Genomic DNA, 22,019 nt, shown 5'->3' on the forward strand with positions numbered 1-22,019 from the left:
AAACCGAATCAGTTTAGGCACACAGACCATTAACGGAGTCGATCATGGGTAATCCCGCGACCGTAAAGCGGAAGGCGACCGAAAAGCGCCGCAAGAAGTACGAACAGCGCCTCGGGCCGGGCGTGTACCTCCCGAAAGAGGAACGCCTGAAGGTGAACGCCGCCGAGGAAAAGTTCGCCGCCGCCGAAAAGGAACGGCAAGTGAAGGTGAAGGCGGAGCGCGAAGCCAAGCGGAAGGCCAAGAAGTCCGCTCCGAAGGCGGCTCCTGCCGCTGCACCCGCGGAACAGCCGAAAGCGTAATGCGGATTCGATCGATCGAACACTCGGCCGGCTTATGCCGGCCGTTGTCATTTCTGGTACGGGTTTTGTGGGTCACCTGGGCTGCGCACCCACATCGTGCCGCAAATCGTACCGCCAAGTACCACAATGCGCGTCCAGGTGACGCGGGCGCCTTCGTTTATAATAACTGACGAACTACTTAACATTCGGGAACCCGTCGGTTGTGCCACCGGACCGGGAATCTGGTAGAATTTTCGCACACTGCACACGTCGCCCGTGCCGCGAGGTAGCCGCCGATGGCCGGCCCGCCCCCTGTTCCTGCGCCCAACGCGGTACCGGACCTGCCGGTTATTCTCGTCGCGGACGATTCGCTCCTCGAACAGCGCTACGTGGGGCGGCTCCTCGAACAGCAGGGCGGCTGGCGCGTCGCGTTCGCCCGGAGCGGCGAAGAAGCGCTCGCGGCCATCACCAAATCGCAACCGGCCCTGCTCCTGACCGACATGAACATGAGCGGGATGGACGGGCTGACGCTCGTGGAGAAAGTGCGCGAGCAGTTCGCGCGCGTGCCGGTCGTGCTCATGACCGGCAGCGGGAGCGAGCGTGTGGCCGTCGCCGCGCTCAAGGCCGGGGCCGCGGACTACGTCGCGAAGCAGTCCCTCGCGCACGATCTGATCCCGGTCCTCGATCGCGTTTTGTCCGTTGGTCAGGCGGCCCACCGGCGGTACCAGATTCTCCAGGGGATGACGCGCCGCAGTTCGCAGTACATCATCGAGAGCGATCCGCAGTTGGTCCCGCCGCTCGTCGCTCAGTTTCGTGAAGATTTGATCGAAATGGGATTGTGCGACCTCACCGGAGCGACCCGGGCCGGTATCGCGATCGAAGAAGCCCTTCTTAACGCCATCTACCACGGCAACTTGGAAGTGAGTTCCGACCTGCGCGAGAACGGTGACGAGGAGTTCCACAAACTAGCCCGCGAGCGCCGAGGGAGCGAACCGTACAGCGCGCGCCGGGTGCGGGTCACCGCGCGACTCACTCCCGCCCGGGCCACGTTCGTCATCCTCGATCAGGGGCCGGGGTTCGACGTCACGAAGCTGCCCGACCCGCTCGATCCCGAGTTCATCGAGCGCGCGAGCGGGCGCGGCGTGCTCCTGATGCGCGCGTTCATGGACGAAGTGCGGTACAATGCGACCGGCAACCGCGTCACGCTCGTGAAGCGCCGGGACCGTTCTTCGCGCGACGACTCGTGACGCGGTACAATGCGCTCGGATCGCCCACCTCTCCCGGAGCGATAGCATGTCCACGTCTCCCGACCGCAGATCGTTCCTCCAAACGTCCGCCGCGCTGGGCGCGGGGAGCCTCGGGTTCCTCTCCGGGCTCCCCATTGTGAGCGCCGACGACGCGAAACTCGACAAAGACTTGGTGCGGCTCGCACCCGACATCGAACCACTCGTGCGCCTCATCGAGGACACCAACCGCGACAAACTGCTCGAAGAGATCGGGGCACGCATCAAGAAGGGATTGGCGTACCGCGACGTGCTCGCGGGGCTGTTGCTCGCGGGCGTGCGCAACGTGCAACCGCGCCCGAGCGTCGGGTTCAAGTTCCACGCGGTGCTGGTGGTGAACTCGGCGCACCAGGCCGCGCTCGCGGGGCCGGACAACGAGCGCTGGCTCCCGCTGTTCTGGGCGCTCGATAACTTCAAAAGCGCACAGGCCACCAATCTAAAAGAGAGCGGCTGGCGGATGAAGCCGGCCGACGAATCGAAGGTTCCGACCGCGCCACAAGCGCGCGAAACATTCGTAACCGCGATGGACAACTGGGACGTCGAAGCCGCGGACGCGGCGGTGGCTGGTTTGGTGCGCACAGCGACCGCGGGCGAACTGTTCGACCTGTTCGCGAAGTACGGCAGCCGCGACTTCCGCGACATTGGGCACAAGATCATCTACGTGTGCAATGCGTTCCGCGTGCTGGACGTGATCGGCTGGCACCACGCGGAGCCAGTGTTGCGCTCGCTCGCATTTGCGCTGCTCAAGCACGATGGCAAGAACCCCGCGAAAGAGGATCTCGAACCGGACCGCCCCGGGCGCAAGAACGCACAGCGCGCGAAAGAATTCCGCGCCGCGAACGCGACCAAACCCGCACGTTCTGCGACCACGGATGTGTTGAGTGAGTTGCGGACGGGATCAGCAGACGACTTGGCCCAAACTGTGACCACACTCACCCAAAGTGGAGCGGCTCCGCGTTCGGTTTGGGACGGGATGTTCCTCGGTGCCGGCGAACTCCTGATGCGGCAACCGGGCATCGTGAGCTTGCACACGCTCACGACATTGAACGCGCTGCACTACGCCTACCGCACCACCAACGACGCCGCGCTGCGGCAATTCACGCTCTTGCAAGCCGCGTCGTTCCTGCCGCTGTTCCGCGACGCGATGAAGTCGCGCGGGAAAATAGGTGACGTGAAGATCGATGAACTTTCCCCACGCGACGAGAACGCCAAGTTCACGGTACCGCAAGTGTATGGCGAACTGTCGCGTAACAAGGAGAAGGCCGCGCAAACCGCGCTCAGCGTTTTGAGCGGAAATCCCGCCGCTGCGAAAGAGCTGATCGACGAGGGGCGCCGACTGATCTTCCTGAAGGGCACCGACTCACACGACTACAAGTTCAGCGCGTCGGTGATGGAAGACGCGGCGTTCATCACACCGGAGTGGCGCGACCGGTTCCTGGCCGCGACCGTCTTCTGGCTGAAAGGCTCGGACGCACCCGATTCACCGGTCGTGAAGCGTACCCGCGCGGCGCTGGCGTGATGCGTAGTTGCTCTGCGCTCGCCACATGGATTGTGCCGAGCGCAGTCGCCGTCAAATCTCTTTGAACCTCAACCCAACTCCACCACCGCCATTGTGTGAACGCGGAGCTTTGGCACGGTGAACGTCACTACGTCACCGGTTTTCGTGAACTTCAAACCGTGAGCGCCCGGTTCCTGGAGAACTTCCTTCACGTTGTAGCCCCGCAGCTTGATCTCGATGTCGTGGATCGGGATCACTTCCTCGCGCAGCGGAACTTCTTCCGCGGGGTGCCCGTGACCCGCGGTCGTGTTCACGTCGTTGAACAGGTGAATGACGAGCCGTTCGCCGTTCTTGGTCTGGCGCACCGTGTTGACCTGCACGCACATCGGGGCGTTGACTTCGACAGGAGGCGGGGTACTTGCGACTGCGCGCACCGCCCCGGCGAGCACGAGCCGGTAGTACGGGTACGACGACGAGTAATGGGCCGCATCAACACCGGCCGCGAGGTACACGACCTTGCCCGCACCGAACTTGTGCGACACCACCGCGGGCAGTTCCGGTTCCTGCGTGTCCTTCGTGCGCACGGTCGCGTCGACTGAGCTTTTGGGGAGCGGTTCGACGCGGGCGACCGGCCCCTTAAAGGTCACGAGCGCCTTGCCGAGTAGATCTGTGAGCTTCTCGGTGTCGAGGAAGGATTGCGGGTTCGCTCCGCGCTTGAAATCCCACACGCCCTTGCGCTTCGTCCAGTATTCCGGTGGTAGCGTGCGTGCGAAATTCTCGTCGATCTTGTCGTTGATTTTCCCCGCAACCGCGACTCCCCTATGAGTCGCACCGAGCACGTCGGTCAGCGCCGGAGCTTTGCGCGGCGTGCCGAACTCGTCGCACAGACCCGTATCGAGGCTCGCGACCAGTCCGCCGCCGCGTTCGACGAACTTTCGGATCGCATCGCACTGGGTGTCACTCAGGCACGCTGCGTTTGGGAGTACCAGCACCTTGTACTTCGCGAGGTCGGCGGGAGTGAGGTTCCAGTCGTTGACGAGTGGGACGGGCAGGTGTTCTTCCAGTGCGGCCCGGAAGAAACCGAACACGTTCGCGAGGTAGCGGTCTTCGACCTGCCCCGGCGAGCGGCCGTAGAAGGTGCGGGTGTTGTCGCTCACCAGGATCGCGGCCCACGGTTCGGGCGCTTTGTGCGTCAGCCACGGTTTGCGCTTCTTCACTTCGGCCAAACAGTGGTGTACCGCTGGCTTCAGGTTCTCGGGCTGGAGTATCGCAAGGCTCGGTCCGGCGCCGTGTGTGAGTGCGAGCATCATCCGGCGCTCGATTTCGTGGGCCGGGAAGCTGTCCTTGCCGTAGGGGTTCCCGCGGCTCATCAGATACGGTTCGGCGAACGCGACGCGGTGGTTCGACACGGCCCAGACGTAGGCCACGCCGAACGCCGGGACGATGCTCGACCCGCGGTTCGTTTCATCCAACCAGAACTCCTGGTCCGGTGCGTCGAACAGGAGGTTCATGCGGGCGGGCATGTTCCGCGGGATGTCGAGCAGGTGCCCGAACCGCCCGGCGTTTGTGGTCCAGGTCACGAGCGCGATGTCGGGGTTGATCTTCTTGAGTCGCGTCTGCATTCGCTGAACGAGGTCTTCGAGCTTGCGGTCGGCCCAGTGCAGGTACTTGCGGAAGCTCTCGCTCTGCATGTCGTGCTTGGGGATCGCGTTGCCGGTGTCCTTCTTGTAGTTCGCACGGCAATGCTTGCAGTAGCACCCGCCGCCGTGGTGCAGGCCGTCGAAGCTGAACGCGCTCACGGCCGGGAACTCGGTGACGATTTCGGCGAGCACATCAATGAAGAAATCGCCATACGGCCCGAGCGGGCAGAGCATCCCGCCGTGAGGGAATTTCTTCAGATCGATTTCGGGGATCTGATCGGTATCGGTTGCGACCCGGCGCCAGTCGGGGTGCAGTTCCCACACTTCCGCCTGGAGCGTGGGCGGGTACACGCCGAGGACACGCACGCCGAGTTTCTGGTATTCGGCGATGTCTTTTTTGAGGCTACCGGGGGCGACGTGCGGGCTGCGCCGCTTAAGAAGCTTACTGTCGTAGTACGCGAAGAACGGGTCGATGAAGCCCATTTCGCTGATGGTGACGCCCGCGTGCGCGGCTTCTTTGCGCTGCTCGGTGCTCATGACCGAGAGCGTGTACCCCGCGCCGGTGCTGTCTTGCACCCAGGCCGGAACCTTCACTTCGTGGAACGGCCCCTTCTCGAACGGTTGCGGGAGGATCGCGCGGCCCCAAATATTGGCCTTTGCGTCTTCACCGGCGGTGGTGCGGGAGAGCGAGCCCTCCGAAACACTCACAGCGGCCGCCGCCGCGGTGCAAACGAACTCGCGCCGAGAGGGGAGAGACATGAGCGGCTCCGGGGTGGGGAGAACTTCGTGCGGAGCCGCATTCTAACCAGAGGGCGTGTGAGTTGCTCGCGTTAAGTTCGATATCTGGAGAGGCTGTGTAGCACGCGAAAAAGCGTGGAGGGGTCGTTGAACACAAAGTCAACGACCCCTCCAGTATGTAACGACCTGATCTTACGGCTTGGCGAAAGTGCTTGCGTCGAGCTTTTCCGAGAGCAGAACCTCAGACGATTCGCCCTCCATGAACAGCTTGCCGTTCCGCTTCACGGTGAATTTCATGGGCTGCTTGGTGCCCTGAACGTCCTTGTAATCGCTGTGGAACGACTCTTCGGTAACCTCTTGGCCGCTGCCCTCGTCCTTCACGCGGCCCTCGGTTTTGACCAACATGCCGCTCTCCTTGTCGAAGTAGAGATCGACGTCGCGGTGCCCCTTGCACGACACCTTGACGCCCAGCGCCGGCCGCTTCTCGATCTCCATTTCGCCAATAGTGGAAAGGGTGAACTTTTTGTCCTTGAGCGGGGCGAGGGTCGCCACCCACGCGCCGTGGGCCTGTTCCAGCGCCTCCTTGAGTTCGTCTTTATCCATCTCCTTGGTGTCCTTGGCGATCTTGGTCCAGCCCTTGTCGCTCGTCACGACGATGGTGATCGGGATCTTCTGCCCGCCGGCCTCCACTTCAATTTCGACCCGCTGGCGGTCCGCTCCCTGGACGGAGATTTCGCCGCTCATCGGGATGCCTTCTCCCATGCCGTGGAACGTGCCCTTGAACTTCGTGACGATCGCCGGCAGTTTTTCGAGTTTTTCCTGCCCGCCGTGGGCTTTGACGGCCTTTTCGACCAGTGCCCGTGCGTCCGCGGCACCGTCGGCCCGGGCAGGCGCAGTTACCGCGAGGGCGAATCCGAACGCCAGGAACGCATGTTGGACGTGTCTCATCGTCGCTCTCGTTGGGGAAGTGGTGTGGGGTCGCCCTGGTGACGACCCCGCCAGTGATTCGCCGCATCCGTCGCAGAATTGAGTCGAGGCGCACTTTTGCACCCCGAATTTGATTTTATGCGCCGCGGATCACTCTTCCTTGTGTGTGACGATTTCCAGGATGGCTTTCTCGCGGAGTGCCAGCCAGCGCCCCTCGCTCGACAGCACGGCTCGGTAAGCGAGTGCCGCGATTCCCAGCCCGAGTATCGACAGGACCAGAGACACCGGCCACCCTCGGATTTCGCTCAGCTCGGCCAGAAGTAACTCGACGCCCAACGGGATCGCGACCGGAAGTAGCACGACGGGAAGAACCGCCAGGAACGCCATCTGGAGTAACACGGGGAGCATTTTCACGCGACTCGGCTGCATGGACCCCGCGGCCATCCGGATCGGGGACAGGATCGAAAGTGCGTTCGCCAGTAAGCAGAGCAGGAGGTACGCGGTCACCAACTGGGCGGCCACCGCGGGGTAGTGGTCGATCCGCATCGGGTACGCGATCCCCATGATTAGGACCACGATCAACCCCATACCCACGCCGAACGGGGCCAGCGCCAGGTTCTTACCCAGGAGGATCTCGCGCCGCGGGGCCGGGGAGAGGACGTAGGCCCGGAACCCGGACCGGTCGAACCCGAACTGGTTCCCGATCAGTTGCACCCCACACAAGAACAGTACCGCGATCCCGGACCCGAGCGCGATCAGCGGGCGGATGGCTGCTGGTATTTCGGCTTTCGCGGACATCGCGCTCCCACCGAACACGATCAGCATGATGAAAGGCGCGATGAGCACCATCTTCACTTCGGGCGCCCGAATCAGTGACCGGAACGTGGTGAACGCGACCACCGAGGCTTGTTCCGAGACCCACGGGATCGAGCGTTCCAGGAGGCGCACGCGGCTCGGATCTATCGGGGCGGCTTGCACAGAAGGCGCTTGGCGGCTCTGGCCGGTGAACTCGCCCGAATAGAGTCGGAGCGTAGTGCGGTACGCGCGCCGGAGGCTCGCGAAACCGATCGCCCCTAGCCCGAGTGTGCCGAGGAGCGCGGGAAGCACCGACCCGGCCGCGAGTTCAGCCGCCCCAAGAGCGAGCCATCCCGGGGGAATCACCATGCTCGCGACTCGTGCGATGTTTCCGGTTTTCTCCAGTGCCTGTTGGGACTCGCGTGCTTGCCGGTCCTTGAATTCCTGCTGAAGTTCTTTTTCCCGCTGCTGGTACTGTTCAAGTGTGATTTTCTGGGCCGCGAGGTCCGCGCTCGCTGCCGCACGCTGGTCGTTAAGTTGGACTACGGCATCACTTTTAACATCGCTCTTGGCCGCGCCGCCCCACGGGCGCGTGACGTTCAACAGGTTCGGTATTTGGGCCAAGAGGATGAAACCGGTGGTTACGCCCACGATGATGGCCCGGCGCCGGCGCGGGTTGGCCATGAGGGACGCGAGCCACCCCTGGAACTGGTACGTGACGCCGGTGACCGCCAGCACGAACGCCGCCAGGAGCGGGAGCGCCAGAAGCACCGATACCGATCCCGCGCACACGTCCCCAATAATCAGTCCAAACATTGCGGGCACGAATGTAATCAGCGTCAGACTAAACAGCGAACTGACGTAGTTGATGACGAACGCCCCGGACGGGGACACCGGTAAGTGCATGACCTTATCGAGAGCCAACCCCTCCGTGCGCTGGAGTTCGGTCAGCAGGCCGATCATCCAAAAGAACAGGAACGCGACGACGATGCCGTCCCAAACCAGCAATCGCACCGCGGGGGATGCGTGGGGGAGGGCAAAGAACCCGACCAGGAACCCGGTGACGAGTAACCCGACCGCGGCAATCAGCGCGCAGACTACGAAAACGACGTAAAGTGCGGCGTTGAGCGGCCCGGCCTTCCGGAACTGGTTGTATCGCAACCGCCAGCGGAGCCACAGGAACGCTGAAAGGTGTTCGCGGTTCACTGGGCGACCTCCAGCCAGGCCAGCTTCGACGTGGCCGTCGCGTCCGCGCCGGCCAACTGGATGAACCGGTTCTCCAGGGAATCGCCCTGCCGGATGCTTTCCAGCGACGCCTGTTCGGTGAGCCGCCCGCCCGTGATGATCCCGACGTGGGTGCAGAGGCGCTCCACGATTTCCAACACGTGCGACGTGAGAAATACGGTGGACCCGCGGGCCACGAATCCGGCCAGTAGATCGCGGATGACACGCGATGTGATCGCGTCCACTCCCTCGAACGGTTCGTCGAGGAACAGCAGGTCCGGGTTCGGTAACAGTGCCGCGGCCAGCGCGAGCTTTTTCTTCATTCCGTGCGAGTATTCGAGCGTGAGCTTCTTTTCCTCGTTGGCCAGCCCCAGCACGTCGAGCAGCTCAGTGGATCGTTGACGGATCGTGTCGCGGGGCATCAGGTACATGCGACCGACGAACGTCAGGTACTCGCGTGCGGTCAAGTTGTCGAACAGCGACAGGTTCTCGGCGATCACGCCGATGTGCCGCTTGGCGTCGAGGGACTGCTTGGGATCGAGAATATCTCGATCGAGCACGCGGACCGTACCCTCGCTCGGCGCGAGCAGGCCGGTGAGCATCTTGATGGTGGTGGACTTGCCGGCCCCGTTCGGTCCCAGGAACCCGTAAAAGGTGCCGCGCTCGACCCGCAGGTCGATCCCGTCCACGGCGCGGAAATCGCCGAAGTCCCGGGTCAGTCCGCGTGTTTCAATGGCCGGACTCATGTGACTCCTCGAACAAATGGTCGGACCGATGGGACGGGTACAGCTTACGGTGTCTTCGTTCGCGAAGCCCGTTTACTCAGGGCACCGTTCGCGAGTGGGTAGTGGCCCTACGGTCGGGATCGCCGTGAGTTGTTAAGATGTCCGCCTCAACTCCTTCTCCGCCTCCGGTTCCGCCGTGCCCTCGATGCGGTGTGACGCACGTTGCCCGTAACGGCCTCACCCATTCGGGCACCCCGGGGTTCCGATGCCGTGGGTGCGACCGGCGGTTCGTCGCGGCCCCGAAGACCGGTCCGGTCCCGGAGGTCACCAGGGCGCTGGTCCGCCGGCTCCGGGCCATCGCGCGTCGGGATCCGGGCCATCGCGCGTGCCGTCGGGGTGTCCCGGTCGTGGCTCCAAGGGTTTGTCAACCAACGGTACCGGGACCGCACCCCGCATGATCCCGGAGCGCCCCCAAAAAGACCGGCCCGGTCGTGATCGAGGCCGACGAGCTGTGGAGTTTCGTGGGCACCAAGGCCGACGTGCGGTGGGTCTGGGTGGCTCTCGACGCGAGCACCCGGCGGATCCTGGCAATGGTCCTCGGGGACCGGTCCGCGGCAACGGCCCGGGGCCTCTGGGACGCGCTCCCGCGCGGGTACCGGACCGGGGGCACCGTGTACACCGATTTCCTCGCCTCATACCGGGTCGTCATTCCCAAAGCCCGGCACCGGGCCGTGGGTAAGGACACGGGCCGCACCGCACACGTCGAGCGCTTCTGGCTCACACTACGGCAACGGTGCGCCCGGTTCGTCCGGAAGGCCCTCACGTTCTCCAAGTGCCCAAGGAATCACCTCGGCACCGTATCGTACTTCATACGACTGTACAACATGTCCCGACCGTAGGGCCATTACCGGTGAGCCGGGGGCACGAGTGCTGCGTGAACCTCGTGGCCCGGGTCACGCGCGAGGCCGGGATCGCCGCGAAGACCAAGCGGAAGTTCCGCCAGACGACCGATTCCAACCACGCGCGGCCGGTGGCCAAGAACGTGTTGGATCGGGCATTCGACCCGGAGGAGCCGAACGAGCGCTGGTATGCCGACATCACCTACGTCCCGACGCGCGAGGGGTGGTTGTACCTGGCGGTCGTCGAGGATCTGTTCGGCCGCATGGTCGCGGGCGGGTCGATGGACGACGCGATGACCAGCCGACTGGTGGACGCGCTGGGGATGGCGCTGGCCCGCCGCCTCTCTCTCAAGGGGGCTTCGCCTTCGGGCCTGGTCGCGCACTCGGATCGCGGGAGCCAGTACGCGAGCGAGCACTACCAACATCGGTTACGTGAGGAGCGGATCGCGTGCAGCATGAGCCGGCGCGGGACTGCGGGGACGACGCGCCGATGGAGTCGTTCTTCGCCAGCCTGAAGAAGGAGTTGGTTCACGACGAGGACTACGCCACCCGCGACCAAGCGAGGTCGAGCATCTTCGAGTACATCGAGGTGTTCTACAACCGCGTCCGCCGACACTCGGCTCTGGGGTACGTGGCCCCGGACGAGTACGAGCGGACGCATAACCAACCCCACCGCTAAAAGCTGTCCACTATTCGTGGGCAACTCCATACATTTCGGACGTTCTTCGCACCGGTGCGGATTTGAAACAAGCAATGACGCTCGCACGCCATAGCGATCCACGGTTGACGACATCACGATACGCCCGCACGCGGCTCGGTGATCTGGGTTCCGTGGTCAACAAACTTCCGACGCCGGTCGTGCGGCTTCTTGACGGCAGCACGACCGGCGGGCCCGGACTCAACTTCGTCGAGCCACCTCAGGAGCAGCAGAAGGCGGTAACCGGGGAGAAAATTTGAGGATTGTTGAGGACGGGAACACCGCTGGCATGAATGAACCGGAAAAGCACAACCCCCTGGTTTCCCAAGGGGTTGAGGGTAATCGGGGGTTGCCGATTACATCCAGAGCGGAGAGGGCGGGATTCGAACCCGCGGTAGAGTTTTACCTCTACGCCGCTTTAGCAAAGCGGTGCTTTCGACCACTCAGCCACCTCTCCAGGTGCTTACTTTCTCGGTCAACTCATCGCCAGGTACGCCACCGAACCCTTCTGCTGAGTGACGCATGGAAAAGGATACCGGTTCGCGCCCCCCTCGTAAAGCCCTCGATTGACCGAAGATGTTCGGCGTCGAAATCCTCTCCGCACATCGGTGGTAAGTAGATGAAGGAGGGGCGGATACTATTCACGACTTCAATGCCTGGGGACGCTGGGGCACGCGGGCCGTGAAACCGCTGATCTCGATCGCGAACCGTGGTCGGTCCCCGAATTACCCCTCGCTTACCGCGGCGGGTACCGCACGACTACCGGGGCGGCGCCGAAGTGCTCCTTCCGGCGCTTGATTTTGCGCCGAATGACGCACACCAACTGCCGCCGGTTGCACTCGCCCGCGTAGGTCTCGAATGCGTCCCGGAGTTCGTCGCGCCGGCGCCGCGCGCTCGACTTGAGGTAGAACGTGAGCTGGTTCTTGTGCCACTTGGGGCGCTTCACGTTGGTCCCCGGCGGGCCGTAGCGCCGCACGAGTCCCTGGAACCGCACGAGCGCCACTTCCAGGGGTTCGCCCTCGCGAACGGTCACTTTTACACCCACTACTTGTGCGTCTTAACGGCCGACGCGGGGCCGGTTGAAAGGGCCACTTGGGGCCGAAACAGAAATCATCTCGCGCTGTTAAGAATACCGTCGGGGCGCGAAAGAACAACGAACTCGGGCGCGACGGCTCAACTTTACTGCCACCGCGCCTGTGCACTTCGGTCGCGGTGCGGGTCGAGCGCTCATTGGGGAAACACCTTCGTGGCCGTTTTGAGGAACAGATCGCGGGCCGCCCACTGGTCGCCGCTCGTGCACTGCACCATGAAAATCGCCACCATGCCCGTTTTGGGGTCGACGGACAGGTCGGTGCCGTAGGCCCCGTCGTGGCCGAACATGCCGTTGCGCAGGTGGTAGCCCAGGCTGTAATTGACCTTGGTCTTCCCGGTTTGCTCCTTGCGCAGTTCGTCCATTGCTGCGTGCGACAGGTAGCGCTTGCCGTCCAGTTCGCCGTCGTTGGCCAGCATCAGCCCGTAGCGGAAAATGTCGCGCGTGGTGGAGAACAGCCCGCCCCCGGCCTCGGGGAACCGGCGCGTCCGGTCACTCAACGGCTTGGTCAGGAAGCCGACATCGCCCCGGGCGTACCCGTTCTTCTGTTTGTTCGGGCCGTATGCGCCGGCCAGCCGAGCGACCTGCGAGTCGCTCGGCCAGAAAGTAGTCTCCCTCATCCCCAGCGGGTCGAAGAAGCGCTTCTGGAGGAATGTCTCGTAGGGCGTGCCGCTGACCACTTCGACGACGCGCGCGGCGACGTTCATGCCCTGGTTGCCGTAGGCGTACTTGTCGCCGGGGTGCGACTGGAGCGGCCCGGTCACTGAACTCAGGGCGCGGGCCTTCAGCGGGGTGCTGTCCGAACCCGTGATCTGTTGAAGCTCGGACGAACCGGCGAGGCCGCTGGTGTGGCTGAGCAGGTGCCGGATCGTGACCGGGCGCGCCGGGGGCTTCAGCAGAACGTGGGCCTGATCCCGCTCCTCAACGACCATCCACTTGCTGAGCTGCGGGATGAACTTGGTCACTGGGTCGTCCAGGCTGACCTTGCCCTCGTCCACCAGCATCATGATGGAGGCGCTGGTAAACATTTTCGTCATCGACGCGATCCAGAAGACGTTGTCTTCGCTGATCGCCTTCTTCGCCTCGACGTCCGCGAACCCCATTAGGTTCTTGTAATGAACCTTCCCGGTCTTGTCGGCGACGACGCCGATGATCCCCGCGATCTTGTAGTTGTCGAGGTACGGCTGCAGCGCCGCAGTGACCTCGGGACTGACCGGCGGCGCACCATCGGCAGCGCGGGCCGGGGTAGGTGAAACGAGCGCTGCAAGAACGAACGCGGCAGGCGCGAGTGCGACCTTCATGCGCGGGTTCCCTTCACGTGAGAGAGGTGCCGTTCCGAACCTTTGTTGCGGTGTGCGGTCACACGTGCCGGAGCGCTTCGACCGGGTCGAGGCGGGCCGCCCGGCGCGCCGGGAGCACCCCGGATATCAGCCCGACCACCAGCGCCACCCCGACCGCCAGCAGCGGCGACCACAAGCGGATGATCGTCGGCAGCCCGATCACCCCGCTCACCACGAACGCGAGCCCGATCCCCAGCGCGACCCCGACGATCCCCCCGCACCCCGACAGAAGGACGGCCTCGGCCAGGAACTGCGAGGCGATGTCGCGCTGTCGCGCCCCGAGCGCGCGGCGGATGCCGATCTCGCGGGTGCGCTCGGTCACCGTTGCGAGCATGATGTTGACGATCCCGATCCCGCCGACCAGGAGCGAGATGCCGGCGATCGACCCGAGGATCAGCGTGAACAGCCGCTGGGTCTCCTCGGCCTTGCGCAGCAGATCAAGCGGGACGCTGAGCGTCACGTCCTTGCGCGGGTGGAACTGGTCCAGGAGCGACTGGAGCGCCTTGGCCGTGCGCGGGACATCGGCCACGTCCCCGACGCGCACCGTCACCTGGCTGATCTCCAGTTTCTCGACCGAGAACGACCCGGCCTTCATGGTCATCAGCTCGACCCCGAGCCGGACCCGGTCCGTCTGGAAGGGGATGAACATCACTTTGTTGAAATCGGCGTCTCCGCTATCGGCCCCGGCCGCGGCCAGCGTCTTCGGTGCGGCGATGCCGATCACGGTGAACGCGCGCGACCGGTCCTGGCTCTCCAGGGTGACGGCCCGGCCGATCGGGTCTTGGGTCGGGAACAGGGTCTCCGCCGCGGCCGAGCCGAGGACCGCGACCGGCGCGAAGGACTCGTCGTCGCCCCCCTCGATCCCGCGCCCCGCGGTGAGCCGGATGTTGTGCTGGCGCAGGAAGTCCGGGGTGACCCCGATCACCCGGACCTCCATCTTCTTGTCCAGGTTGCGGACCGTTTTGCGGTACTCGCGCATCGGGGTGGCCGCGGTCACGGTCGGCACGGTCGCGCGGATGCGCTCCAGATCCCGGAACGTGAGTCCGTAGGCGAGCAGGTCCACGCCTTGGCGCTGGGTCGGTTCATCGGTGGGCTTGACGCTCCGTAGCAGGATCGTCGTGGCCCCGAGGTCTTCGAGCTGCTTGAGCGCCTGGTACCGGGCCGCCTCGCCGACGGCCAGCATGACGATCACCGACGCGACCCCGAGCACGATGCCGAGCATCGTCAGCAGCGTCCGCAGTCTGTGGGCGGCGAGGCTCCGCAGCCCGAGTTTGAGCGGGTGGGTGAACCGGGACGGAATCGTCGGCAGGAACTTCATCGCGTGGCACGCGAAGGGCCGTGGGGAGGAACGGTACGGGAGGGCCAGCTTTACAGTCGGCTCTACTCCGGTCGGTCACTTCGGCTTCGCGCTCTTGTTCTTGTTGTCCTTTGCGGCGTCTGGCTGCGCGGATGAGCCGGTGTCTGCTTCGCCGGACGCCCGGCTGCGGGCGTCGAGGGCGACGCGCTCGCCGACACTCAGCCCTTCGAGCACCTGGACGAGCTGGTCGCTCCCGTCGCCGATGGTGACCTCGCGCCGCTCAATGTCGGCGCCGGTGACCACGTAGCAGACGTGCCGGCCGCCGGACTCGGTCACCGACTGGACCGGGACGGTCAGCGCGCCCAGTATCGTCTTGGCCAGGATCTTGACCTCCGCCGACATGCCCGGGCGCAGCCCGGAGTCCGTCGGCAGGTCCGCGATGGAGACGACCGTCTCGTACTCCTTGACCCCGGACCCGCGCCAGTCGTCGCCCTGCGCGAGCGTGGCGACCGATACGACCTTGCCGTGCAGCACGTGGCCCGGCAGCGCGTCGATTTTCATGGTCGTTTGCAGCCCGGGGCGGACCTTCTTCACCACCGACTCGTGGACCTTCACCTTCACGTTCATCCGCCCCAGGTCCGGCAGGCTGAAGATCGGCTGCTGGAAGAACACCTGCGCGCCGGGGCGGATGCGGGACGACTCGTCCCATATGCGCTTGAAGTAGATGACGATGCCGCTCCCGGGGGCTTTCACCTCGCACTTGCCGAGCTGCTCCTTGAGCCGCCCGAGCTGGCGCTTCTCCAACTCGGCGGTCTTGCGGGCGGCGCTCACCTCGTTGGTGGCCTTTTCGGTGGCCGCGGCCTGACTCTTGACCGTCCGCTCCAGGTCGCGGACCGAGTCCTTGGCCTTGGCCTCCAGTTCGGTCATTTTCCGCTTCTTGGTGTATTTGGTGAACACCGCGAGGTCGGCCTCCTGTTGCAATACGGTGTACCTCTTGCCCTCGAGAGTCAGCTCCATCACCCGGACCTGTCCCAGTTGCGCGAACCCCTTCTTGGCCATCGAGCGGGTGAATGTTAGAGCGTCCTCGGCCTCCTTCAGATCCTTCTTGCCCATCTCCAGAGTGCCCTTCCGCTTGTCCAGTTCGGCCTGGTACTCGCCCTGGGTCGCTTGGTACGCTTCGAGATCAATGTCCGCGAGCGTGCGGGCCAGTTCCGCCTTCGCGATCTCGCTCTCGGCCTTGTTCTTCTGGACCTCGAGCTCGCTGACCGCGGCCTTCACTTTCCCCTCGGCCTGCTCCCACTTCACCTCTTGCTCGTTGATGCCCTTTTGGAGGACGTCGGTATCGAACCGGGCGACCACATCGCCCTTCTTGACGGGCGTGCCCTCGGGCAGAATGGTGGTGATCTTGCCGCCGCCCTCGACCTCGCACATCACCTGGACCGATTCGGCGCTCTCGAGTTCGCCCTTGTCCGATACCACGATGTCGAGGTCGCCGACGGAGGCGGTGGCGGTGAGCACGTCTTCGACGCGGTGCTTGGGCCAGAGTTTGGGAGCCCCCCAGCCGATCGCGGCGACCACGAGGACCGCGCCCGCGAGGCGCACGGCGCGCGAGGACCGGCCGGACTTACGGACCGGCGCGGGGAGCGGGGGCCGGCGCGCCGGGGCCGGGTCGGTCGGAGCTTCGAGGGGCAGCATTGGTTGGGAACCCCCGGTCATCAAGTTGCAGTTCCTCTAAATCTAACAGGAGCTGTAACCGGCGCTGCTCGAAAAGCACGAAATTCGCGGCCAGTGCGTTGCGCGCCGCTTGCAAACTACTCAGGGCCTGGATCAGGGCGAGCGTGGTCGAGTCGTTGGCCGCGCGCTGGTCCTTTGGGCCGACCAGACTGAGGCGCGAGTTCTCGTACTGGCGGGCCGCGGCAAGTACCTGCTGCCGCGCGATCGCGAACGACGCGCGCGTCCGTTCGAGTTCCCGCATGTCTTGGCGGATCTGGAACTCGATCCGGTCGGACAACTCGACGACCGAACGCTTGGCCCGCTGGTAAGTAATCAGGCTCAAGCGGTAGGCGTTCCGCTCGGCTACCCGGTTGAGTGGGCCGTCTAACTGGAGCCCGACCGTGTACGTGCTCAGTTCGGAGGAGAACCTGAGCGGCTGGTTCCGCTCCGGGTCCGTGGCCAGGTTCGCGGACGCGACCACGTCCACGCCCCCGCGCAGCGCGTTCGCCGCCACCGTCACTTTGCGCCAGGCGTCCGTGGCCTGCCCGAGCCGGTTCTGGAGGTCGAGCCGGTTCTCTTTGGCGAACGCCAGGGCCGGCCCCTGGGACACGTCCACTTCCGGTAGCTCGATCCGGTAGATCCGCGATTGCGTCTGGACCGCGATCACCCCGTCGAGCGCGGCGAGGAGCAGCTTCGCCCCCTCGACGGACGCCTCCCACGCGGCCTTGCGGGTTTCCTCGGTGACCCCGGCCGCGTCGCGCTCGATCCGGGCCGTGACCTTCTCCAGGTCCGCGGCCTCCTCGGTCAGCGCGGTCTTAAGGTTGGTGTAAGTGGTTCGGTCGCGCGCCCGTTGCTCCGGGTCGTCCCCGGGCCGGGCCGGGTGGTCGAACTGGCGCCCGAAGGCGTCGAGGTCGGCACCTGCGGAGGCGACGGCGCTCGGCCCCTTCTTCGCGATGTCCCGGAGCGCGGCGAACACCCGGCGCAGCACCTCGACCGACGGCGGTGCGTCGATCTCCTGCAACCGGGCGCGCTGGAACGCCTCCAGATCGTCCCGGGTCTGTTCGAGCTTGGGATCGGTGAGGACGAACGGGTCGAGCGGGGCCACGTCGAGTTCGATCGGCAACCGCGGGGGCAGCCCGAGGACCAGTTTGAACTGGTCCTTGGCGCTCTCCAGCGCGACCCGGGTGTTAAGGACGTCCTGCCGGGCCGTTTGGAAGCTCTGGTAGAACTGGTCCACTTCGACGACCGACGCGCGCCCGCCGCGGAACAGTTCCGCGTACAGCCGGTACGTCTCTTCTTGCCGCTTCAGGTTCGCTTCGGAATTGCGCAGCGTTTGCACGGCCAGCAGCAGGTCCAGGTACCCGCCGCTCTGCACCGCCACCGACACGTAGAACGACTTGCGGAACCGGGCGAAGTCGCGGACCGCGTACAGCACGTCCCGCTCGGCCTGCGTCAGCCCCTCCAGCCGGACCTTGCGGCCGAAGTTGCGCAACAGCGGCTGCGTCAGGTTGAACAGCAGGTTCGAGCGCACCTGCGGGTTGTCCCCGGTGGACGTGTAAACGATGCTGTTGGCGAAATCGACGAGCAACTGCCCCCCGGCGGCGAAGTTGCGGTTGAACCCGAGGTCCGAGTTCGAGGTCAGGGTGCTCGATCCGTTCGGTTCCGGTAACCCGGCGTGGTTGAAGGTGGTGGCGTTGCGGCCGAACCAGCGGAGGTCGAACTCGAACCGGTTGAGCGTGAGCGATAGCGCCGACAGGTAGACGTCTTCGAGCGCGGTCTGGTACTCGCGGCTGTTGAGCAGCGCGACCTCGGCGGATTTGTTCTGGTTCAGGTGGACGGTGCCCCGGTCGTCCGGCGCGAGCGCGGCTTCCCACCCGACCGGTTCGATCAGGTCCGTGTGCCCGTCCTTGCCCCACCAGCGCGAGCCGTGGAACTTGTACGGGTGGTCCATGAGGACACCGGCCGCGCGGTCGTCGGGCGGCTTGGGCGGGTGGTCGGGGTTGAACGGGTCCGCGAGCCGCGACCCGGGGGGCGGTTCCACCTGGAGCCGGCCGATCCCGTAGCCCGGCCCGAGCGCCTCCCGGTCGGCCACGATCGGGTACGCGGCGCGGTCGGCCGATTTGCGGTAATGCGCGCGCGTGCAACCGACCGCGAGGGTAATCGCAATGAGGACCGGTAGCGCGACACGACGCATAGGCGATCTTCGGCTGCTGGCGGTACTGAGAACCGGCGGAATAGCACGCGGGTCGCCCAATTGCAACCCGGTTCTGACCGGAGCAGGGATGTTTCATTCTGGTAGTTGCATGATTTCACCTGCGCGCTGACACGCGCGGGTGGCGCCCCCGCTTCTGCCACCCGGCACTAAGCGACCGGTTGCGTCTCCACGGCGCGCGTGGTCTAATACCCAGCCCGCCCAGAAGCCCACCGCGCTCGTTTCTCCTCCCCGTAGGACGTCACATGCTCGCTGCCCTGGTGCTGTTCGCACTCGCTGCGCCCCCCGTTCCGATCGGCGTCGGTGATCGCAAGCAACTTTTCATCGACGACCGGTTCATCGCCGCACGCGACCGCGTCGAACTTCGAGTCAATCCGCCCCAAAAACTCGGTGCGCTCCGGGACGAGAAGGACCAACTCTTGAAGGGGCACATCAGTCGCGTCATCGACGATAGCGGGAAGGTGCGACTGTACCTCGGGGCCAAAGACGTTCAAATACTCGAAAGTGACGACGGGTTGAAGTTCCGCCGCACCGGGACCAGGCTCCCCGGGGGCTGGTTCCCGACGGTCTTCCTCGACCCGCACGAGCCCGACCCGGCGAAGAAGTACAAGCTGTTCCACCTCGAATTCAGCGAACCCTTTGACCCCGCAAAACACGGCGTGTACGCGAGCTACTCGGCCGACGGCGTGGCGTTCACCAGGGTCGGCCGCGTGTTCCCGTTCTTCACCGACAACCCGGCCATCGTTCACTGGGACGAGCGCATCAAGAAGTACGTGATCTACACTCGCGCGTTCGACTACGATTCGGAGAACCAGCGCCGGATCGGGCGCATCGAAACGGACGACCCGCTCAAACCGTGGCCGTACACGAAGACCGCCAAGCACCGCACGTTCCCGTCGATCGAGAACATCCCGGTCGTGTACTCCGCGGACAAAGAGGACGACCCGCACTCGCACTCGGACGTCTACTACAACGCGGCCGGCGCGTACCCGTGGGCCGACGGCGCGTACCTCATGTTCCCGTCTCACTTCCGGCACTTCTCCCCGCAGCGCCACCCGTTTATCCGCCCCCGAGTGAAGGGTCAGTGGGAGGACTTCGGGATGCTCGAAGCGCAACTGGCCGTCAGCCGGGACGGGGTGACATGGACCCGCCCGGACCGCACGGCCTACATCCCGACAGGTCTTGCCGACGAGTGGGACCGGTGGTACACGGTCGCGGCCCCGGGCTTCGTGCGGCGCGGGAACTACGTGTACCAGTATTACTACTCGTCCGGCCGGCTCCACGACTCCGCGGTCCTGCGCCCCGAGTACGACACCGCCGCCAAACAAGAGGGCGGCGTGGGTGTGGTGCGCCAGCGCCTCGACGGGTTCGTGTCGGCCGACGCGGACCACAAGGGCGGGTGGTTCCGGACCCCGCCGGTCGTGTTCCGCGGTTCCCGGCTGCGCCTCAACATCGACACCGGGTCGATGGGGACCGCGTTCGTTGAGCTACAAACGCCCGACGGCAAGCCGATCCCGGGGTTCGCGTTCGCGGACTGCGAGGAGGTCGGCGGGAACTTCATCGACCAGTGCGTGTACTGGAAGGGGAAGGCCGACGTGTCTTCGCTCGCCGGCCGTTCTGTGCAAATTCACATCCGCTTGAAACGTGCAAAGCTGTATGCGTTCCAATTCACGCCGAATTAATTGTAACTTCCGCCCGAATTCCCGCGGCCCGGTTCCGGGGGCGGCTAACAATTGCTAACATCTCCGGGAGCGAGCCGTTCGTTCTTCGATTCCGCCGGGGGAAAACGAATATTGTTTTCCCCGGGTGGCTAACATTCTCGCTTGCCCTTCGCTCTTGTATTTGCGAATGATCGCCCCACATTGGTATCGCATCGGAACGCGCTTTGGAATTATTGTAGCCGTCCGACAGTTGCGGTATCAAGTGGAAATGTGGAATTTTGTCCAGGTTGCGAATCGGTCCACGGGGCGCGTTACGCTGCCTCACAACAGCCCTTGGGACCGACTCGCTACGAAATCGCGCTTGAAGTCATTTTCTTTCGCGATTATGGCCACCGCTCATTGGCACCCGGATTGCACGAAAGAAAGAGGCGCTCGCATTTTGAGGACCGTTGAATGAACTGCCGAGTTTGCGGAAAGGACATGGAGCCCGCGCCCGTGGGACCGGAACCGGAGGAGCTGACGCGGTGGGTGTGCGCGAACGCGAGCTGCATCGCGCACCACCGCGCACGCAAGTGTACAATGTGCGGGCACCCGGTGGTGACCGTGGCGACCAGCAGCAACGGTGCGCGAATGCTGGTCTGTCAGCAGGGCCACGACTGGATGGACGCGCCGCCGCGCGAAGAGCAACTGGAACTATCGGCCCACGAATCGGGAAGTGGTGTGTAGGTCGCTGCAAGTTGCCGCCGCGACGTTCACATCTCGGTTCGGTTGCGGCGCGGACTTCTCAAGAACGACACGAGCCAGGGACTGTTCCCTGGCTCGTTCTGTTCCCGTGGCGTCTACTTCTGTGCTTGGGCAAGAAGGGCTTGCGGGGCGCGAGGCGGGCAGTATTACGCAGGGTGAGGAAGGACAATGCAACTCCGCAGGAGTTAAGGCGTCCCCGCCCTGGCGACTGTCCCCCGCAGCGGCACGCAACGCTCTTGTTGCTCGTTAGGGAGAACGTTCTCTCGGCTGACGCAACATCAGCCTGTCGCAGAGCGACGAGCTAAACCGACTACGGGAACGTCTTCAGCGTACCCGCGTGCGCGCTCGGTGCAAGAGGGCAGGGCGGCGGGCACGTCTTTTCCTGGGACCGCGGGCGTCTTGCCCGCCCCGGTGCGCGTGCCGAACGACCCGGGCAGAACTTATCGACTTGTGTTCCTGCAGGGATGGGTACGACCGTTTCGCGCGGGGAGCGGCGGGCGGGACGCCCGCGGTCCCAGGCTCGGAGCTTGCACCGCGAGCCGAAGCGGTCATGCTGGGAGCAATCTCGGAGAGCGACCGATGACCGAAGCGTACTGGCTGACGTGTGTTGATCCCGGGGAATTGCTCCGCAGCGCGCGCCGTAAGAAGAAACTGTTAACGGACCGCAAGTTCCGCTTGTTCGCGGTCGCGTGCGCGCGGTCCGTGCGGCCCCTGCTCGCGAGTGACAACGGGCGCCGGGCCGTAGAAGTGGCCGAACGATATGCCGATGGCTCGGCTACGACGCACGAGATGTCCGTGGCCCAACTGGACGCCATACGCGACTCCGCCGAGGCCGAGGATCTGGGAGGGGCATCCGAATACAAGGCGAATCAGGCACTTTTCGCGGCCATCAACGCATGCGACGATCGCAACCGATTCGCCTACGCTGCCGAGTGCGCCGTGGACGCGGCTCCGGACCCGCAGCTCGAACGCGCTCAGCAATGCGCCTTATTGCGCGACATCTTGGGGAACCCGTTCCGCCCGATAACGTTCTCTCCCGCGTGGCGCTCCTCCACCGTTCTGGCGCTGGCGGCACAGATGTACGACTCGCGGGATTTCGGCGCGATGCCGATTCTGGCCGACGCGCTCCAAGAAGCCGGGTGCGACAGTGCCGATGTGCTGAACCACTGTCGCGCGCCGGGTGTCCATGTGCGCGGGTGCTGGGTCGTCGATCTGGTGCTCGGCAAGGAGTAGTATCGGGTGTGGGCCGCGCAGCTGG

General features: G+C 64.7%; 18 protein-coding genes, 1 tRNA gene and 1 pseudogene. 10 read left to right on the plus strand and 10 right to left on the minus strand.

Going from position 1 to position 22,019, the window contains the following annotated elements; genetic code table 11:
- The first annotated feature begins 44 nt into the window (after positions 1–44).
- From VT84_RS13840 to VT84_RS13850, 3 genes are all read left to right on the plus strand, one after another.
- Entirely contained in the window at positions 45–299 is a 255-nt protein-coding gene (locus tag VT84_RS13840) for a hypothetical protein (protein WP_082839970.1), read from the plus strand.
- Positions 300–574: 275 nt separating this feature from the next.
- Positions 575–1,525, plus strand: coding sequence for a response regulator (locus tag VT84_RS13845; RefSeq protein WP_052558113.1), 951 nt, complete (start codon positions 575–577; stop codon positions 1,523–1,525).
- A 46-nt stretch (positions 1,526–1,571) separates the two neighbouring features.
- The gene (locus VT84_RS13850) at positions 1,572–3,080 is read left to right on the plus strand and encodes a hypothetical protein (protein WP_052558111.1); all 1,509 of its coding nucleotides are present in this window, start codon (positions 1,572–1,574) and stop codon (positions 3,078–3,080) included.
- Positions 3,081–3,148: 68 nt separating this feature from the next.
- Here the strand turns inward: VT84_RS13850 and VT84_RS13855 are convergent, their stop codons facing one another.
- The 4 genes from VT84_RS13855 to VT84_RS13870 all read right to left on the minus strand — a co-directional run bounded on the left by VT84_RS13855 (position 3,149) and on the right by VT84_RS13870 (position 9,129).
- Positions 3,149–5,458: a beta-galactosidase trimerization domain-containing protein gene (locus tag VT84_RS13855; protein WP_082839971.1), complete on the minus strand. Its 2,310-nt coding sequence runs from the start codon at positions 5,456–5,458 to the stop codon at positions 3,149–3,151.
- 171 nt (positions 5,459–5,629) lie between these two features.
- Complete coding sequence (locus VT84_RS13860) at positions 5,630–6,385, minus strand: hypothetical protein (protein ID WP_082839972.1); 756 nt, start codon at positions 6,383–6,385, stop codon at positions 5,630–5,632.
- 129 nt (positions 6,386–6,514) lie between these two features.
- Positions 6,515–8,365 carry a hypothetical protein gene (locus tag VT84_RS13865; protein WP_082839973.1) on the minus strand — a complete coding sequence of 617 codons (1,851 nt, stop codon included), beginning with the start codon at positions 8,363–8,365 and terminating at the stop codon, positions 6,515–6,517.
- A complete protein-coding gene (locus VT84_RS13870) occupies positions 8,362–9,129 on the minus strand; it encodes an ABC transporter ATP-binding protein (RefSeq protein ID WP_082839974.1) in 768 nt (255 codons plus the stop codon). Before VT84_RS13870 ends, VT84_RS13865 begins: the two co-directional genes overlap by 4 nt.
- 461 nt (positions 9,130–9,590) lie before the next feature.
- Between VT84_RS13870 and VT84_RS13875 the strand changes: the two are divergent.
- The 4 genes and pseudogenes from VT84_RS13875 to VT84_RS38535 form a co-directional block, all read left to right on the plus strand.
- Positions 9,591–10,007: pseudogene (locus VT84_RS13875) on the plus strand (IS1 family transposase); the annotation flags it as partial.
- A gap of 35 nt (positions 10,008–10,042) precedes the next feature.
- Positions 10,043–10,522 (plus strand): DDE-type integrase/transposase/recombinase, encoded by a 480-nt coding sequence (locus tag VT84_RS38525; protein ID WP_162271699.1) that lies wholly within the window; start codon positions 10,043–10,045, stop codon positions 10,520–10,522.
- Positions 10,498–10,686, plus strand: a complete 189-nt coding sequence (locus tag VT84_RS38530) for an IS3 family transposase (protein WP_157469495.1) — start codon at positions 10,498–10,500, stop codon at positions 10,684–10,686. Before VT84_RS38525 ends, VT84_RS38530 begins: the two co-directional genes overlap by 25 nt.
- Positions 10,687–10,760: 74 nt before the next feature.
- The gene (locus VT84_RS38535; protein ID WP_157469496.1) at positions 10,761–10,964 is read left to right on the plus strand and encodes a hypothetical protein; all 204 of its coding nucleotides are present in this window, start codon (positions 10,761–10,763) and stop codon (positions 10,962–10,964) included.
- 108 nt (positions 10,965–11,072) lie between these two features.
- Here VT84_RS38535 and VT84_RS13885 read toward each other — a convergent pair.
- From VT84_RS13885 to VT84_RS13910, 6 genes are all read right to left on the minus strand, one after another.
- A tRNA-Ser gene (locus VT84_RS13885) sits at positions 11,073–11,161 on the minus strand.
- Between the two features lie 279 nt (positions 11,162–11,440).
- Positions 11,441–11,737 (minus strand): 30S ribosomal protein S21, encoded by a 297-nt coding sequence (locus VT84_RS13890; protein WP_162271700.1) that lies wholly within the window; start codon positions 11,735–11,737, stop codon positions 11,441–11,443.
- Positions 11,738–11,931: 194 nt separating this feature from the next.
- Positions 11,932–13,095 carry a serine hydrolase domain-containing protein gene (locus VT84_RS13895; RefSeq protein WP_082839976.1) on the minus strand — a complete coding sequence of 388 codons (1,164 nt, stop codon included), beginning with the start codon at positions 13,093–13,095 and terminating at the stop codon, positions 11,932–11,934.
- A 58-nt stretch (positions 13,096–13,153) separates the two neighbouring features.
- Positions 13,154–14,452 (minus strand): ABC transporter permease, encoded by a 1,299-nt coding sequence (locus tag VT84_RS13900; RefSeq protein WP_052558095.1) that lies wholly within the window; start codon positions 14,450–14,452, stop codon positions 13,154–13,156.
- Between the two features lie 75 nt (positions 14,453–14,527).
- Complete coding sequence (locus tag VT84_RS13905) at positions 14,528–16,126, minus strand: efflux RND transporter periplasmic adaptor subunit (RefSeq protein ID WP_082839977.1); 1,599 nt, start codon at positions 16,124–16,126, stop codon at positions 14,528–14,530.
- On the minus strand, positions 16,056–18,338 hold the full coding sequence (locus VT84_RS13910; RefSeq protein WP_082839978.1) for a hypothetical protein: 2,283 nt from the start codon (positions 18,336–18,338) through the stop codon (positions 16,056–16,058). The genes VT84_RS13905 and VT84_RS13910 overlap by 71 nt, the downstream gene beginning before the upstream one ends.
- A gap of 263 nt (positions 18,339–18,601) precedes the next feature.
- Between VT84_RS13910 and VT84_RS13915 the strand changes: the two genes are divergently transcribed.
- From VT84_RS13915 to VT84_RS40815, 3 genes are all read left to right on the plus strand, one after another.
- Entirely contained in the window at positions 18,602–20,038 is a 1,437-nt protein-coding gene (locus VT84_RS13915) for a hypothetical protein (RefSeq protein WP_082839979.1), read from the plus strand.
- Positions 20,039–20,470: 432 nt separating this feature from the next.
- Positions 20,471–20,743: a hypothetical protein gene (locus tag VT84_RS13920; RefSeq protein WP_157469498.1), complete on the plus strand. Its 273-nt coding sequence runs from the start codon at positions 20,471–20,473 to the stop codon at positions 20,741–20,743.
- Positions 20,744–21,340: 597 nt separating this feature from the next.
- Positions 21,341–21,994: a hypothetical protein gene (locus VT84_RS40815; protein ID WP_239465835.1), complete on the plus strand. Its 654-nt coding sequence runs from the start codon at positions 21,341–21,343 to the stop codon at positions 21,992–21,994.
- The last annotated feature ends 25 nt before the right edge of the window (positions 21,995–22,019 follow it).

The sequence above is a fragment of the Gemmata sp. SH-PL17 genome, from assembly GCF_001610855.1.
In the GTDB taxonomy this organism is placed as follows: domain Bacteria; phylum Planctomycetota; class Planctomycetia; order Gemmatales; family Gemmataceae; genus Gemmata; species Gemmata massiliana.

What these genes read in the sequence shown, in the direction of transcription:
- VT84_RS13840 (WP_082839970.1), top strand. Translation starts at nt 45, where the DNA reads ATGGGTAATCCCGCGACCGTAAAGCGGAAGGCGACCGAAAAGCGCCGC.
- VT84_RS13845 (WP_052558113.1), top strand. Translation starts at nt 575, where the DNA reads ATGGCCGGCCCGCCCCCTGTTCCTGCGCCCAACGCGGTACCGGACCTG.
- VT84_RS13850 (WP_052558111.1), top strand. Translation starts at nt 1,572, where the DNA reads ATGTCCACGTCTCCCGACCGCAGATCGTTCCTCCAAACGTCCGCCGCG.
- VT84_RS13855 (WP_082839971.1), bottom strand. Translation starts at nt 5,458, where the DNA reads ATGTCTCTCCCCTCTCGGCGCGAGTTCGTTTGCACCGCGGCGGCGGCC.
- VT84_RS13860 (WP_082839972.1), bottom strand. Translation starts at nt 6,385, where the DNA reads ATGAGACACGTCCAACATGCGTTCCTGGCGTTCGGATTCGCCCTCGCG.
- VT84_RS13870 (WP_082839974.1), bottom strand. Translation starts at nt 9,129, where the DNA reads ATGAGTCCGGCCATTGAAACACGCGGACTGACCCGGGACTTCGGCGAT.
- VT84_RS38530 (WP_157469495.1), top strand. Translation starts at nt 10,498, where the DNA reads ATGGAGTCGTTCTTCGCCAGCCTGAAGAAGGAGTTGGTTCACGACGAG.
- VT84_RS38535 (WP_157469496.1), top strand. Translation starts at nt 10,761, where the DNA reads ATGACGCTCGCACGCCATAGCGATCCACGGTTGACGACATCACGATAC.
- VT84_RS13895 (WP_082839976.1), bottom strand. Translation starts at nt 13,095, where the DNA reads ATGAAGGTCGCACTCGCGCCTGCCGCGTTCGTTCTTGCAGCGCTCGTT.
- VT84_RS13900 (WP_052558095.1), bottom strand. Translation starts at nt 14,452, where the DNA reads ATGAAGTTCCTGCCGACGATTCCGTCCCGGTTCACCCACCCGCTCAAA.
- VT84_RS13905 (WP_082839977.1), bottom strand. Translation starts at nt 16,126, where the DNA reads ATGCTGCCCCTCGAAGCTCCGACCGACCCGGCCCCGGCGCGCCGGCCC.
- VT84_RS13910 (WP_082839978.1), bottom strand. Translation starts at nt 18,338, where the DNA reads ATGCGTCGTGTCGCGCTACCGGTCCTCATTGCGATTACCCTCGCGGTC.
- VT84_RS13915 (WP_082839979.1), top strand. Translation starts at nt 18,602, where the DNA reads ATGCTCGCTGCCCTGGTGCTGTTCGCACTCGCTGCGCCCCCCGTTCCG.
- VT84_RS13920 (WP_157469498.1), top strand. Translation starts at nt 20,471, where the DNA reads ATGAACTGCCGAGTTTGCGGAAAGGACATGGAGCCCGCGCCCGTGGGA.
- VT84_RS40815 (WP_239465835.1), top strand. Translation starts at nt 21,341, where the DNA reads ATGACCGAAGCGTACTGGCTGACGTGTGTTGATCCCGGGGAATTGCTC.